The sequence below is a fragment of the Enterobacter cloacae complex sp. I2 genome (assembly GCF_014896205.1).
GTDB lineage: Bacteria > Pseudomonadota > Gammaproteobacteria > Enterobacterales > Enterobacteriaceae > Enterobacter > Enterobacter quasihormaechei.
In genome coordinates, this window is the sequence record NZ_JADBRA010000034.1 from 1 (window position 1) to 15,087 (window position 15,087).

Sequence of the window (15,087 nt, forward strand, 5' to 3'; positions counted from 1 at the left end):
GATGGACGACGGTCTGCGTTTCGCAATCCGTGAAGGCGGCCGTACCGTTGGCGCGGGCGTTGTTGCTAAAGTTCTCGGCTAATCGCTGATAACATTTGACGCAATGCGCAATAAAAGGGCATCATTTGATGCCCTTTTTGCACGCTTTCACATCAGAACCTGGCTCATCAGTGATTAATTTTGTCATAATCATTGCTGAGACAGGCTCTGCGGAGAGCGTATAATACGAAAAGCGAATAGCATTTCGATTGGTTTGCCTCGCACACGCGGGGTGAAAATGTTTGTAGAATACTTCTGACAGGTTGGTTTATGAGTGCGAATACCGAAGCTCAAGGGAGCGGGCGCGGCCTGGAAGCGATGAAATGGGTAGTTGTAGCCGTGCTGCTGATTGTGGCGATTGTCGGCAACTATCTTTATCGTGACATGATGCTGCCGCTACGTGCGCTTGCAGTGGTAATTCTGATTGCTGCGGCGGGTGGTGTCGCGCTGTTGACGACAAAAGGCAAAGCGACCGTTGCGTTTGCCCGCGAAGCGCGTACCGAAGTCCGCAAGGTCATTTGGCCGACTCGCCAGGAAACATTGCACACCACGCTGATTGTAGCGGCGGTAACCGCTGTAATGTCACTGATCCTGTGGGGACTGGATGGTATTCTGGTTCGCCTGGTATCCTTTATCACTGGCCTGAGGTTCTGAGATGTCTGAAGCCCCTAAAAAGCGCTGGTACGTCGTTCAGGCGTTTTCCGGTTTTGAAGGCCGCGTAGCTACGTCGCTGCGTGAGCATATCAAATTACACAATATGGAAGAGTTATTTGGCGAAGTCATGGTGCCGACCGAAGAAGTGGTCGAGATCCGTGGCGGCCAACGTCGCAAAAGCGAGCGTAAATTCTTCCCGGGTTACGTGCTGGTTCAGATGGTGATGAACGACGCGAGCTGGCACCTGGTGCGCAGCGTACCGCGCGTGATGGGCTTTATCGGCGGCACATCTGACCGTCCGGCGCCAATCAGCGACAAAGAAGTTGATGCGATTATGAACCGCCTCCAGCAGGTTGGTGATAAGCCGCGTCCGAAAACGCTGTTTGAACCGGGTGAGATGGTTCGTGTTAACGACGGTCCGTTTGCTGACTTTAACGGCGTCGTCGAAGAAGTGGACTACGAGAAGTCCCGCCTGAAAGTTTCCGTTTCTATCTTCGGTCGTGCGACCCCGGTAGAACTGGACTTTGCCCAGGTAGAAAAAGCCTAAGCAGCGATCAAAAAAGCGACGATTTAATCGTTGCACAGGGCGCGAGATTGGAATACAATTTCGCGCCTTTTGTTTTTATGGGCCCCGGCCCGTAAAACGAATTTTATTCACGGGGAGCCTCTCCGAGGCGTTATTACCCAATCAGAGGATTTTAGAATGGCTAAGAAAGTACAAGCCTACGTCAAGCTGCAGGTTGCAGCAGGTATGGCGAACCCAAGTCCACCAGTTGGTCCAGCTCTGGGTCAGCAGGGTGTGAACATCATGGAATTCTGTAAAGCGTTCAACGCCAAAACCGAATCCATGGAAAAAGGTCTGCCAATTCCAGTTGTAATCACTGTTTACGCTGACCGTTCTTTCACTTTCGTTACCAAAACCCCTCCAGCAGCAGTTCTGCTGAAGAAAGCGGCTGGTATCAAGTCTGGTTCCGGTAAGCCGAACAAAGACAAAGTGGGTAAAATTTCCCGCGCTCAGTTGCAGGAAATCGCGCAGACCAAAGCTGCCGACATGACTGGTTCCGACATTGAAGCGATGACTCGCTCCATCGAAGGTACTGCACGTTCCATGGGCCTGGTAGTGGAGGACTAAGAAATGGCTAAACTGACCAAGCGCATGTCCGTGATCCGTGACAAAGTTGATGCGACCAAACAGTACGACATCAACGAAGCTATCGCTCTGCTGAAAGAACTGGCTACTGCTAAGTTCGTTGAAAGCGTTGACGTTGCCGTTAACCTGGGCATCGACGCTCGTAAATCCGATCAGAACGTTCGTGGCGCAACTGTACTGCCACACGGTACTGGCCGTTCCGTTCGCGTAGCTGTATTTGCTCAGGGTGCAAACGCTGAAGCTGCTAAAGCTGCCGGCGCTGAACTGGTAGGTATGGAAGATCTGGCTGATCAGATCAAGAAAGGCGAAATGAACTTTGACGTTGTTATTGCTTCTCCAGATGCAATGCGCGTTGTTGGCCAGCTGGGCCAGGTTCTGGGTCCACGCGGCCTGATGCCAAACCCGAAAGTGGGTACTGTAACCCCTAACGTTGCTGAAGCGGTTAAGAACGCTAAAGCAGGTCAGGTTCGTTATCGTAACGACAAAAACGGCATCATCCACACCACCATCGGTAAAGTGGACTTTGACGCTGACAAACTGAAAGAAAACCTGGAAGCTCTGCTGGTTGCGCTGAAAAAAGCTAAACCAACTCAGGCGAAAGGCGTGTACATCAAGAAAGTTAGCATCTCCACCACCATGGGTGCAGGTGTTGCAGTTGACCAGGCTGGCCTGAGCGCTGCTGCAAACTAATGCCTTTACGTGGGCGGTGATTTTGTCTACAATCTTACCCCCACGTTTGCTAACAAAAGTTAGCGGCTAAAAGAATTGTTCGTTGGAGCCTGGCCTATCCAGGCCTCCGTCGAAGACCGCAGGTGTTTCGCAAGAAACTTAATCCCCTGCGTAGACGGTGACAGAACGCTAAGATTATTTTAAATACTCTGGCTTGTTTCTGCTCACCGTATTAAGACGCTCTTCCCGTTGGGTTGAGTGAAGTGAGTTCCGGAACATGAGTTCCGGCAAACATCCAGGAGCAAAGCTAATGGCTTTAAATCTTCAAGACAAACAAGCGATTGTTGCTGAAGTCAGCGAAGTAGCCAAAGGCGCGCTGTCTGCAGTAGTTGCGGATTCCCGTGGCGTTACTGTAGACAAAATGACTGAACTGCGTAAAGCAGGTCGTGAAGCTGGCGTATACATGCGTGTTGTTCGTAACACCCTGCTGCGTCGCGTAGTTGAAGGTACTCAGTTCGAGTGCCTGAAAGACACGTTTGTTGGTCCGACCCTGATTGCATACTCTATGGAACACCCGGGCGCTGCTGCTCGTCTGTTCAAAGAGTTCGCGAAAGCGAATGCAAAATTTGAGGTCAAAGCTGCAGCCTTTGAAGGTGAGTTGATCCCGGCATCGCAAATCGATCGCCTGGCAACCCTGCCGACCTACGAAGAAGCAATTGCACGCCTGATGGCAACCATGAAAGAAGCTGCGGCTGGCAAACTGGTTCGCACTCTGGCTGCTGTACGCGATGCGAAAGAAGCTGCTTAATCGCAGTTATCTTTATAAAGCATTTGCTTACGTATAAACTTATTCTGATTTTCAGGAACAATTTAAATGTCTATCACTAAAGATCAAATCATTGAAGCAGTTGCAGCTATGTCCGTAATGGACGTTGTAGAGCTGGTATCTGCAATGGAAGAAAAATTCGGTGTTTCTGCTGCTGCTGCTGTAGCTGTAGCTGCGGGCCCGGCTGAAGCTGCTGAAGAAAAAACTGAATTCGACGTAATTCTGAAAGCTGCTGGCGCGAACAAAGTTGCTGTAATCAAAGCAGTACGTGGCGCAACTGGCCTGGGTCTGAAAGAAGCTAAAGACCTGGTAGAATCTGCTCCAGCTGCGCTGAAAGAAGGCGTGAGCAAAGACGACGCAGAAGCACTGAAAAAATCTCTGGAAGAAGCTGGCGCTGAAGTTGAAGTTAAATAAGCCAACTTTTCTGGTTGCAGCCTAAGCAATTAGGCTGATGGCTGGTGACTTTTTAGTCACCAGCCTTTTTGCGCTGTAAGGCATCAGCAGCATTTCACACTGTTTGACTGCTGGTTGTCCTGACAATGCTTGTTTCTATCGACGACTTAATATACTGCGACAGGGTGCTCGCTCTGTGTAAATCGCAATGAAATGGTTTAAGCGTGATAGCAACAGGTATTGCGGAAAGTATTCAATTTTCCGGTCCACAAAATGGTGTTGCACAAACTGTCCCTTCGTCGGACAGATGGGTCGACTTGTCAGCGAGCTGAGGAACCCTATGGTTTACTCCTATACCGAGAAAAAACGTATTCGTAAGGATTTTGGTAAACGTCCACAAGTTCTGGACATTCCATATCTCCTTTCTATCCAGCTTGACTCGTTCCAGAAGTTTATCGAGCAAGATCCTGAAGGGCAGTACGGCCTGGAAGCAGCCTTCCGTTCCGTGTTCCCGATTCAGAGCTACAGCGGTAACTCCGAGCTGCAGTACGTCAGCTACCGCCTTGGCGAACCGGTGTTTGACGTTCAGGAATGTCAGATCCGTGGCGTGACCTATTCCGCACCGCTGCGCGTAAAACTGCGTCTGGTGATCTACGAGCGCGAAGCGCCGGAAGGCACCGTAAAAGACATTAAAGAACAAGAAGTCTACATGGGTGAAATTCCACTCATGACGGACAACGGTACTTTCGTTATCAACGGTACTGAGCGTGTTATCGTTTCCCAGCTGCACCGTAGCCCGGGCGTCTTCTTCGACAGCGATAAAGGTAAAACGCACTCTTCCGGTAAAGTACTGTATAACGCACGCATCATTCCTTACCGTGGTTCATGGCTGGACTTCGAATTCGATCCAAAAGACAACCTGTTTGTCCGTATCGACCGTCGTCGTAAACTGCCTGCAACCATCATTCTGCGTGCACTGAACTATACCACTGAGCAGATCCTGGACCTGTTCTTTGAGAAAGTGATCTTTGAAATCCGCGACAACAAGTTGCAGATGGAATTGGTGCCGGAACGTCTGCGTGGTGAGACCGCGTCGTTCGACATCGAAGCCGACGGCAAAGTGTATGTGGAAAAAGGTCGCCGTATCACCGCGCGCCACATCCGCCAGCTGGAAAAAGATGATATCAAACACATCGAAGTTCCGGTTGAATACATTGCAGGAAAAGTAGCCGCGAAAGATTACGTTGATGAATCAACTGGCGAGCTGATCTGCCCGGCTAACATGGAGCTGAGCCTGGATCTGCTGGCTAAGCTGAGCCAGTCTGGCCACAAACGTATCGAAACGCTGTTTACCAACGATCTGGACCACGGTCCGTACATCTCTGAGACTGTACGCGTCGACCCAACCAACGATCGTCTGAGCGCGCTGGTAGAAATCTACCGCATGATGCGTCCTGGTGAGCCACCAACTCGCGAAGCGGCTGAAAGCCTGTTCGAGAACCTGTTCTTCTCCGAAGACCGCTACGATCTGTCCGCGGTAGGTCGTATGAAGTTCAACCGTTCTCTGCTGCGCGACGAGATCGAAGGTTCCGGTATCCTGAGCAAAGACGACATCATCGAAGTGATGAAGAAGCTCATCGATATCCGTAACGGCAAAGGCGAAGTGGACGATATCGACCACCTCGGCAACCGTCGTATCCGTTCCGTTGGCGAAATGGCGGAAAACCAGTTCCGCGTTGGCCTGGTACGTGTAGAGCGTGCGGTGAAAGAGCGTCTGTCTCTGGGCGATCTGGATACCCTGATGCCTCAGGATATGATCAACGCCAAGCCGATTTCCGCGGCAGTGAAAGAGTTCTTTGGTTCCAGCCAGCTGTCTCAATTCATGGACCAGAACAACCCGCTGTCTGAGATCACGCACAAACGTCGTATCTCTGCACTCGGCCCAGGCGGTCTGACCCGTGAACGTGCAGGCTTTGAAGTTCGAGACGTACACCCGACTCACTACGGTCGCGTATGTCCAATCGAAACGCCTGAAGGTCCAAACATCGGTCTGATCAACTCCCTGTCCGTGTATGCACAGACAAACGAATACGGTTTCCTTGAGACCCCGTATCGTAAAGTGACCGACGGTGTGGTTACCGACGAAATTCATTACCTGTCTGCTATCGAAGAAGGCAACTACGTTATCGCTCAGGCGAACTCCAACCTGGATGACGAAGGCCACTTTGTAGAAGATTTGGTTACCTGCCGTAGCAAAGGCGAATCCAGCTTGTTCAGCCGCGACCAGGTTGACTACATGGACGTTTCCACCCAGCAGGTGGTATCCGTCGGTGCGTCCCTGATCCCGTTCCTGGAACACGATGACGCCAACCGTGCATTGATGGGTGCGAACATGCAACGTCAGGCCGTTCCAACTCTGCGTGCTGATAAGCCGCTGGTTGGTACCGGTATGGAACGTGCTGTTGCCGTTGATTCCGGTGTTACGGCAGTGGCTAAGCGTGGCGGTACCGTTCAGTACGTTGACGCATCCCGTATCGTTATCAAAGTTAACGAAGACGAGATGTATCCGGGCGAAGCGGGTATCGACATCTACAACCTGACCAAATACACCCGTTCTAACCAGAACACCTGTATCAACCAGATGCCTTGCGTATCTCTGGGTGAGCCAGTTGAGCGCGGCGACGTGCTGGCAGACGGTCCGTCCACCGACCTCGGTGAACTGGCGCTCGGTCAGAACATGCGCGTAGCGTTCATGCCGTGGAACGGTTACAACTTCGAAGACTCCATCCTCGTCTCCGAGCGTGTGGTTCAGGAAGATCGTTTCACCACCATCCACATTCAGGAACTGGCCTGTGTGTCCCGTGACACCAAGCTGGGGCCAGAAGAGATCACTGCCGACATCCCTAACGTGGGTGAAGCTGCGCTCTCCAAGCTGGATGAATCCGGTATTGTTTACATCGGTGCGGAAGTCACCGGCGGTGACATTCTGGTAGGTAAGGTGACGCCGAAAGGTGAAACCCAGCTGACTCCAGAAGAGAAACTGCTGCGTGCAATCTTCGGTGAGAAAGCGTCTGACGTTAAAGACTCTTCTCTGCGCGTACCAAACGGTGTTTCCGGTACGGTTATCGACGTTCAGGTCTTCACTCGTGATGGCGTTGAGAAAGATAAGCGTGCGCTGGAAATCGAAGAGATGCAGCTCAAACAGGCGAAGAAAGACCTGTCTGAAGAATTGCAGATCCTCGAAGCAGGTCTGTTCAGCCGTATCTATGCGGTGCTGGTTGCCGGTGGCGTTGAAGCTGAGAAGCTCGACAAACTGCCACGCGATCGCTGGCTGGAACTGGGCCTGACCGACGAAGAGAAACAAAATCAGCTGGAACAGCTGGCTGAGCAGTATGACGAACTGAAACACGAGTTCGAGAAAAAACTCGAAGCGAAACGCCGTAAAATCACTCAGGGCGACGATCTGGCACCAGGCGTGCTGAAGATCGTTAAGGTCTATCTGGCTGTGAAACGTCAGATCCAGCCTGGTGATAAGATGGCAGGTCGTCACGGTAACAAGGGTGTTATCTCTAAGATCAACCCGATCGAAGATATGCCGCACGATGCTAACGGTACGCCGGTAGATATCGTACTGAACCCACTGGGCGTACCGTCTCGTATGAACATCGGTCAGATTCTGGAAACCCACCTGGGTATGGCTGCGAAAGGTATCGGCGACAAGATCAACGCCATGCTGAAACAGCAGCAGGAAGTCGCGAAACTGCGCGAGTTCATCCAGCGTGCCTACGATCTGGGTACCGACGTTCGTCAGAAAGTCGACCTGAACACCTTCAGCGATGAAGAAGTGCTGCGTCTGGCAGAGAACCTGCGCAAAGGTATGCCAATTGCAACGCCGGTATTCGACGGTGCAAAAGAAGCTGAAATCAAAGAGCTGCTGCAACTGGGTGGTCTGCCAACGTCTGGTCAGATTACGCTGTTTGACGGCCGTACCGGTGAACAGTTCGAGCGTCCGGTAACCGTAGGTTACATGTACATGCTGAAACTGAACCACCTGGTCGACGACAAGATGCACGCTCGTTCTACCGGTTCTTACAGCCTGGTTACTCAGCAGCCGCTGGGTGGTAAGGCTCAGTTCGGTGGTCAGCGCTTCGGGGAGATGGAAGTGTGGGCGCTGGAAGCATACGGCGCAGCATACACCTTGCAGGAAATGCTCACCGTTAAGTCTGATGACGTGAACGGTCGTACTAAGATGTATAAAAACATCGTAGACGGCAACCATCAGATGGAGCCGGGCATGCCAGAATCCTTCAACGTACTGTTGAAAGAGATTCGTTCGCTGGGTATCAACATCGAACTGGAAGACGAGTAATTCTCGCTCAAACAGGTCACTGCTGTCGGGCTAACGCCCGACAGCAGAGTGTGCTAACTCCGACGGGAGCAAATCCGTGAAAGACTTATTAAAGTTTCTGAAAGCGCAAACTAAAACCGAAGAGTTTGATGCGATCAAAATTGCTCTGGCTTCGCCAGACATGATCCGTTCATGGTCTTTCGGTGAAGTTAAAAAGCCGGAAACCATTAACTACCGTACGTTCAAACCTGAGCGTGACGGCCTTTTCTGTGCGCGTATTTTCGGGCCAGTAAAAGACTACGAGTGCCTGTGCGGTAAGTACAAGCGCCTGAAACACCGTGGTGTGATCTGTGAGAAGTGCGGCGTTGAAGTGACCCAGACTAAAGTGCGCCGTGAGCGTATGGGCCACATCGAGCTGGCGTCTCCGACCGCTCACATCTGGTTCCTGAAATCTCTGCCGTCCCGTATCGGCCTGCTGCTGGATATGCCGCTGCGCGATATCGAACGTGTTCTGTACTTCGAATCTTATGTGGTTATCGAAGGCGGGATGACGAATCTGGAACGTAACCAGATCCTGACCGAAGAACAGTATCTGGACGCGCTGGAAGAGTTCGGTGACGAATTCGACGCGAAGATGGGTGCGGAAGCTATTCAGGCCCTGCTGAAGAGCATGGATCTGGAGCAAGAGTGTGAAACGCTGCGCGAAGAGCTGAACGAAACCAACTCCGAAACCAAGCGTAAAAAGCTGACCAAGCGTATCAAACTGCTGGAAGCGTTCGTTCAGTCTGGTAACAAGCCAGAGTGGATGATCCTGACCGTTCTGCCGGTTCTGCCGCCAGATCTGCGTCCGCTGGTTCCGCTGGATGGTGGTCGTTTCGCAACGTCAGATCTGAACGATCTGTACCGTCGCGTAATCAACCGTAACAACCGTCTGAAACGTCTGCTGGATCTGGCTGCGCCGGACATCATCGTACGCAACGAAAAACGTATGCTTCAGGAAGCAGTCGATGCCCTGTTGGATAACGGTCGTCGCGGTCGTGCGATCACCGGTTCGAACAAACGTCCTCTGAAATCTTTGGCCGACATGATCAAAGGTAAGCAGGGTCGTTTCCGTCAGAACCTGCTCGGTAAGCGTGTTGACTACTCCGGTCGTTCTGTAATCACCGTAGGTCCATACCTGCGTCTGCATCAGTGCGGTCTGCCGAAGAAAATGGCACTGGAGCTGTTCAAACCGTTCATCTACGGCAAGCTGGAGCTGCGTGGCCTCGCCACCACCATCAAAGCCGCTAAGAAAATGGTTGAGCGTGAAGAAGCTGTCGTTTGGGATATCCTGGACGAAGTGATCCGCGAACACCCGGTACTGCTGAACCGTGCACCAACCCTGCACCGTCTGGGTATCCAGGCATTTGAGCCAGTACTGATCGAAGGTAAAGCTATCCAGCTGCACCCGCTGGTTTGTGCGGCTTATAACGCCGACTTCGATGGTGACCAGATGGCTGTTCACGTACCGCTGACGCTGGAAGCCCAGCTCGAAGCGCGTGCGCTGATGATGTCTACCAACAACATTCTGTCTCCAGCGAACGGTGAACCAATCATCGTTCCTTCTCAGGACGTTGTACTGGGTCTGTACTACATGACCCGTGACTGTGTTAACGCCAAAGGCGAAGGCATGGTGCTGACTGGCCCTAAAGAAGCTGAGCGTATTTATCGCGCTGGCCTGGCCTCTCTGCATGCGCGCGTTAAAGTGCGTATCACTGAATACGAAAAAGATGAAAACGGCGAATTCGTTGCGCACACCAGCCTGAAAGACACGACCGTTGGCCGTGCGATTCTGTGGATGATCGTACCGAAAGGTCTGCCTTTCTCCATCGTCAACCAGGCGCTGGGCAAGAAAGCGATCTCCAAAATGCTGAACACCTGTTACCGCATTCTGGGTCTGAAGCCGACCGTTATCTTCGCTGACCAGACAATGTACACCGGCTTTGCTTATGCAGCGCGTTCAGGTGCATCTGTTGGTATCGATGACATGGTCATCCCAGAGAAGAAACACGAGATCATCTCTGAAGCGGAAGCTGAAGTTGCTGAAATCCAGGAGCAGTTCCAGTCTGGTCTGGTAACCGCAGGCGAACGTTACAACAAAGTTATCGATATCTGGGCAGCGGCGAACGATCGTGTATCCAAAGCGATGATGGACAACCTGCAAACCGAAACCGTGATTAACCGTGACGGCGTCGAAGAGCAGCAGGTTTCCTTCAACAGCATCTACATGATGGCCGACTCCGGTGCGCGTGGTTCTGCGGCACAGATTCGTCAGCTGGCAGGTATGCGTGGTCTGATGGCGAAGCCAGATGGCTCCATCATCGAAACGCCAATCACCGCGAACTTCCGTGAAGGTCTGAACGTACTCCAGTACTTCATCTCCACGCACGGTGCGCGTAAAGGTCTGGCGGATACCGCACTGAAAACTGCGAACTCCGGTTATCTGACGCGTCGTCTGGTTGACGTTGCGCAGGATCTGGTTGTGACCGAAGACGATTGTGGCACCCTCGAAGGTATCACCATGACCCCAGTTATCGAGGGTGGTGATGTTAAAGAGCCGCTGCGCGATCGCGTACTGGGTCGTGTGACCGCGGAAGACATTCTGAAGCCGGGCACCGCAGACATTCTGGTTCCACGCAACACCCTGCTGCACGAACAGTGGTGTGACCTGCTGGAAGCGAACTCTGTTGACTCCGTGAAGGTACGTTCCGTTGTATCCTGTGACACCGACTTTGGTGTGTGTGCGCACTGCTACGGTCGTGACCTGGCGCGTGGCCACATCATCAACAAAGGTGAAGCCATCGGCGTTATCGCGGCACAGTCCATCGGTGAGCCGGGTACACAGCTGACGATGCGTACGTTCCACATCGGTGGTGCGGCATCTCGTGCGGCTGCTGAATCCAGCATCCAGGTGAAAAACAAAGGTAGCATCAAGCTCAGCAACGCGAAGTCTGTTGTTAACTCCGCAGGCAAGCTGGTTGTGACCTCTCGTAACACCGAGCTGAAGCTGATCGACGAATTCGGTCGTACCAAAGAGAGCTATAAAGTGCCTTACGGTGCGGTTATGGCGAAAGGTGATGGCGAGCAGGTTGCCGGCGGTGAAACCGTTGCAAACTGGGATCCACACACCATGCCGGTAATCACCGAAGTAAGTGGTTTCATCCGCTTTACTGACATGATCGACGGCCAGACCATTACTCGTCAGACCGACGAGCTGACCGGTCTGTCTTCTCTGGTGGTTCTGGATTCTGCTGAACGTACTACCGGTGGTAAAGATCTGCGTCCTGCACTGAAAATCGTTGATGCTCAGGGTAACGACGTTCTGATCCCTGGTACCGATATGCCTGCGCAGTACTTCCTGCCGGGTAAAGCGATTGTACAGCTGGAAGATGGCGTACAGATCAGCTCTGGTGACACCCTGGCGCGTATTCCTCAGGAATCCGGCGGTACCAAGGACATCACCGGTGGTCTGCCACGCGTTGCGGACCTGTTCGAAGCACGTCGTCCGAAAGAGCCTGCAATCCTGGCTGAAATCAGCGGTATCATCTCCTTCGGTAAAGAGACCAAAGGTAAGCGCCGTCTGGTTATCACGCCTGTAGATGGCAGCGAGCCGTACGAAGAGATGATTCCTAAGTGGCGTCAGCTCAACGTGTTCGAAGGTGAACGCGTAGAACGTGGTGACGTGGTTTCCGACGGTCCAGAAGCGCCGCACGACATCCTGCGTCTGCGTGGTGTGCATGCTGTTACTCGTTACATCGTTAACGAAGTACAGGACGTATACCGTCTGCAAGGCGTTAAGATTAACGATAAACACATCGAAGTTATCGTTCGTCAGATGCTGCGTAAAGCCACCATCGAAAACGCGGGCAGCTCCGACTTCCTGGAAGGCGAGCAGGTTGAATACTCACGCGTTAAGATCGCTAACCGCGATCTGGAAGCGAACGGCAAAATCGGTGCGACCTTCGCACGCGATCTGTTGGGTATCACCAAAGCGTCTCTGGCAACCGAGTCCTTCATCTCCGCAGCATCGTTCCAGGAAACCACGCGTGTCCTGACCGAAGCGGCTGTTGCGGGTAAACGTGATGAACTGCGCGGTCTGAAAGAGAACGTTATCGTGGGTCGTCTGATCCCGGCCGGTACCGGTTATGCGTACCACCAGGATCGTATGCGTCGTCGCGCAGCGGGCGAACTGCCAGCTGCACCGCAGGTAACTGCCGAAGATGCATCCGCGAGCCTGGCAGAACTGCTGAACGCAGGTCTGGGCGGTTCCGACAACGAGTAATCGTTGATGCCGTAAATAAAAAACCCGCCTCGGCGGGTTTTTTTATATCTGCATTTTCAGTTTACCAGCGGGATGCGTCGATAAAGCTCAATCATGTCGCCCGCCAGATCCTGGATAACCATCGCGTTCATCAGGTGGTCCTGAGAGTGAACGGTGATCAGGTTAACCGGAAGTTTTCCTGTCCCTTCATCGAGCCCGATGAGCTGCGTCTGGATCGTATGCGCATGTTTCACATACTCGCGCGACTCTTCCATCGCTTTTTCGGCTTCGTCAAAGTCGCCTTTTCGTGCCATCTGCAACGCTGTCAGGGCCGCACTGCGCGCCGCACCTGCATTGACCAATAGCTCCATGATGGTGGTTTCTAAGTCTTCCATTATGACTCCAGCAGTTTAAGCGCTTTTTCCAGTACGGCATCACCTCTCATCATGCCGTAATCCATCATGTCGATGACCGCGACCTTTTTCCCGAGCGGATCGGCCTGCGCCTGGAGTTTTGCCTGTTCGTATTTCACCTGTGGCCCCAGTAATACGATATCAGCCGTCGCGATGTTGTCTTTAAATTCCGCGACCGGAACGGCTTTAATGGTTACTTCGACTCCTTTTTTCTGCGCGGCATCTTTCATACGTTGAACCAGCATGCTGGTTGACATTCCCGCTGCACAGCATAAAACGATGTTCTTCATAGTCAGCCTCGATCTACATGTGTTTATTGATAATTATCCCGTGCAGAGCGCTTCAACAACCGCTTTACCGCGATTGTGTGTCAGGCATCACAAAGAAATCGGCATTTTTCTGAAACCGGTTACAATTTAACGCAGGAGAGCATTCTGCCCGTCAGAACGGGCAGAATTTCAGGAGGAGATTATCGGCTGGCCGTGCTTATGATGCGGTTTTTACCCTGTTGTTTAGCGGTATACAGCGCTTCATCTACGCTACCGACAAATTGTTCCAGCGGTTCGAAGTGCCACTCACCCAGCCCCGCGCTGAAGGTCACCCGTAGGTTCTCTTCCCGCCAGGTCCGTTTTTCCACGGCGGTGCGCCAGGCTTCCAGTAGCGCGTGCGCGGAGTTCATCAGCTCGGCCGGGAAAATCACCCCGAACTCTTCTCCACCGTAGCGATAAACCGAGACGTGGTGCGGCTGCATGATCTGAATGCCTTCGCGTGCCACGTTACGCAGAACGATATCCCCGCTCAGGTGGCCCCAGGTGTCATTAATGGATTTGAAGTTATCAATGTCGACCAGCGCCAGAGCGAAGGGTTGATGAGCGGCCATCAACGCATCCACATCGTTGTCGAAGGCTCGGCGGTTTTTACAGCCTGTCAGCGCATCATGGGTGGCCTGACGGACATAGGCCAGCTCCCGTTCTTTATTGGTTCGAATGGTATGGCTGAGCATCGCCTCAAGACGTGGCGCCTGGTTGACGTCGCCGGTTTTGATGGCGTTGATAATGTTCATCAGCACTGAACGTGAGGCATGACGAAGATACAGTCCGAACAGAATGATGATGATTGCCGCCAGCGCAAATCCCCAGCCGACGACGGTGGTTTCATGCCGGGTGATGACGGATAGCGTGGCATCGGAAACCCGATAAATCTCAAACCAGTCCGGATTGGTGAACGAGTAGTAGTAATACCAGGTCTTGCTTCTGGAATCGAAGAGATAGCCTTCGCCGCTGGTCATTTTGTCCATCAGCGCTTCGCTGACGTACTGCTTAAAGAGCGCCCCCGTGTCCGGATGAAGCACAACGGCGCCGTCACGTTCGACGACGAAAAACTCACCCTGTACGGGAGCTACCATCTGGCGCAGGGTATATCCCATGGAGGTTAAATCAAGATGGAAAGCGAGCGTGCCCTTCAGACGGCCTTCCGGTGAAATGACCGGCTTATAGAGGGTGACGGTGGGATGTTGGGTGAAATAGTCCAGATAGGGGCGGGTGTAGTGCGGAAAGTTACTGGCTTCCGCTTGCCCGATAAACCATGGGCGGGTGCGTGCATCGAACGTCTGACTCTTCTCCGTTGGCAGGACTTCCGGCGCGCGCAGATGGCGCCCCTCCGTGTCCGCCAGAGAGATAGACGACACCGTCGGCATCAGATTCTGCAAATGCATTAACATCTGCAAACCGTGTGCCGGATCGATATTTAACGTCTGATTCACTCTGTCATTACGGGCGTAGTACATCGCCGCGCGACCAAGAATATAGTCATTTTCCCGCAGAATGGACTCGGTATAGTTCACCGCCAGATTATGGGTGAAGTTACCATTAATTTTATGATAATCCTCAAGAAAATCCTTTCGCTGTGAAAGGATGACCAGGATCGCGATCAGCACGAAGCTGAAGAGGATCCCCGCGAAGCTGACCATAATGGGGCGGGTAAAAGAGAGCTTTTTACTGTGGAGTGCCATGAGTTGTACATCAGTCCAGATGGTAGGCGCGTTGCGTCTGTCAATATCCTCAGCATAGTCGCTGTCCGGTTGCTGGTAGTAAATTATACAGAAGGTGACTTCCGACGAGATGATTTATCTTAAGAGTAGCTAAGAAAAGTCGCATTTATTTTAACGATTGAAATTTTTTTTAAGAGGCGGAGGGCAGGGCGAAACGAGGAAGAAGCATTTTCACCCTGGTCAGCGTCCGTTGCTGACGGGGTTAATCATAAGAAAACCGGACGGATTTCCTCAATCGCCCGGTT

12 protein-coding genes are annotated in these 15,087 nt (G+C 52.5%); 9 read left to right on the top strand and 3 right to left on the bottom strand.

Features of this window, described 5'->3' with window-relative positions:
• From IM300_RS21645 to rpoC, 9 genes are all read left to right on the top strand, one after another.
• A partial coding sequence (locus tag IM300_RS21645) for a hypothetical protein (RefSeq protein WP_000340867.1) occupies window positions 1-82 on the top strand: 82 nt, incomplete at its 5' end.
• A gap of 227 nt (window positions 83-309) precedes the next feature.
• Window positions 310-693, top strand: a complete 384-nt coding sequence (gene secE / locus IM300_RS21650) for a preprotein translocase subunit SecE (protein WP_003862342.1) — start codon at window positions 310-312, stop codon at window positions 691-693.
• Between the two features lies 1 nt (window position 694).
• Entirely contained in the window at window positions 695-1,240 is a 546-nt protein-coding gene (gene nusG / locus IM300_RS21655; RefSeq protein ID WP_003862341.1) for a transcription termination/antitermination protein NusG, read from the top strand.
• Window positions 1,241-1,396: 156 nt separating this feature from the next.
• The gene (gene rplK, locus IM300_RS21660) at window positions 1,397-1,825 is read left to right on the top strand and encodes a 50S ribosomal protein L11 (protein ID WP_003862340.1); all 429 of its coding nucleotides are present in this window, start codon (window positions 1,397-1,399) and stop codon (window positions 1,823-1,825) included.
• Window positions 1,826-1,828: 3 nt separating this feature from the next.
• Entirely contained in the window at window positions 1,829-2,533 is a 705-nt protein-coding gene (gene rplA / locus IM300_RS21665) for a 50S ribosomal protein L1 (protein WP_006810530.1), read from the top strand.
• Window positions 2,534-2,822: 289 nt separating this feature from the next.
• A complete protein-coding gene (gene rplJ / locus IM300_RS21670; protein WP_003862338.1) occupies window positions 2,823-3,320 on the top strand; it encodes a 50S ribosomal protein L10 in 498 nt (165 codons plus the stop codon).
• A 66-nt stretch (window positions 3,321-3,386) separates the two neighbouring features.
• Entirely contained in the window at window positions 3,387-3,752 is a 366-nt protein-coding gene (gene rplL / locus IM300_RS21675; RefSeq protein ID WP_002445276.1) for a 50S ribosomal protein L7/L12, read from the top strand.
• 319 nt (window positions 3,753-4,071) lie between these two features.
• Entirely contained in the window at window positions 4,072-8,100 is a 4,029-nt protein-coding gene (gene rpoB, locus IM300_RS21680; RefSeq protein WP_015569976.1) for a DNA-directed RNA polymerase subunit beta, read from the top strand.
• A gap of 76 nt (window positions 8,101-8,176) precedes the next feature.
• Window positions 8,177-12,400, top strand: a complete 4,224-nt coding sequence (gene rpoC, locus IM300_RS21685; RefSeq protein WP_006810528.1) for a DNA-directed RNA polymerase subunit beta' — start codon at window positions 8,177-8,179, stop codon at window positions 12,398-12,400.
• 56 nt (window positions 12,401-12,456) lie between these two features.
• On the opposite strand, the gene IM300_RS21690 is transcribed toward rpoC, so the two are convergent.
• The 3 genes from IM300_RS21690 to IM300_RS21700 all read right to left on the bottom strand — a co-directional run bounded on the left by IM300_RS21690 (window position 12,457) and on the right by IM300_RS21700 (window position 14,803).
• On the bottom strand, window positions 12,457-12,774 hold the full coding sequence (locus IM300_RS21690) for a PTS lactose/cellobiose transporter subunit IIA (RefSeq protein ID WP_003862327.1): 318 nt from the start codon (window positions 12,772-12,774) through the stop codon (window positions 12,457-12,459).
• Window positions 12,774-13,082, bottom strand: a complete 309-nt coding sequence (locus IM300_RS21695; protein ID WP_193038298.1) for a PTS sugar transporter subunit IIB — start codon at window positions 13,080-13,082, stop codon at window positions 12,774-12,776. Before IM300_RS21695 ends, IM300_RS21690 begins: the two co-directional genes overlap by 1 nt.
• A gap of 179 nt (window positions 13,083-13,261) precedes the next feature.
• Window positions 13,262-14,803 carry a diguanylate cyclase domain-containing protein gene (locus IM300_RS21700; RefSeq protein WP_193038299.1) on the bottom strand — a complete coding sequence of 514 codons (1,542 nt, stop codon included), beginning with the start codon at window positions 14,801-14,803 and terminating at the stop codon, window positions 13,262-13,264.
• Window positions 14,804-15,087: the final 284 nt, after the last annotated feature.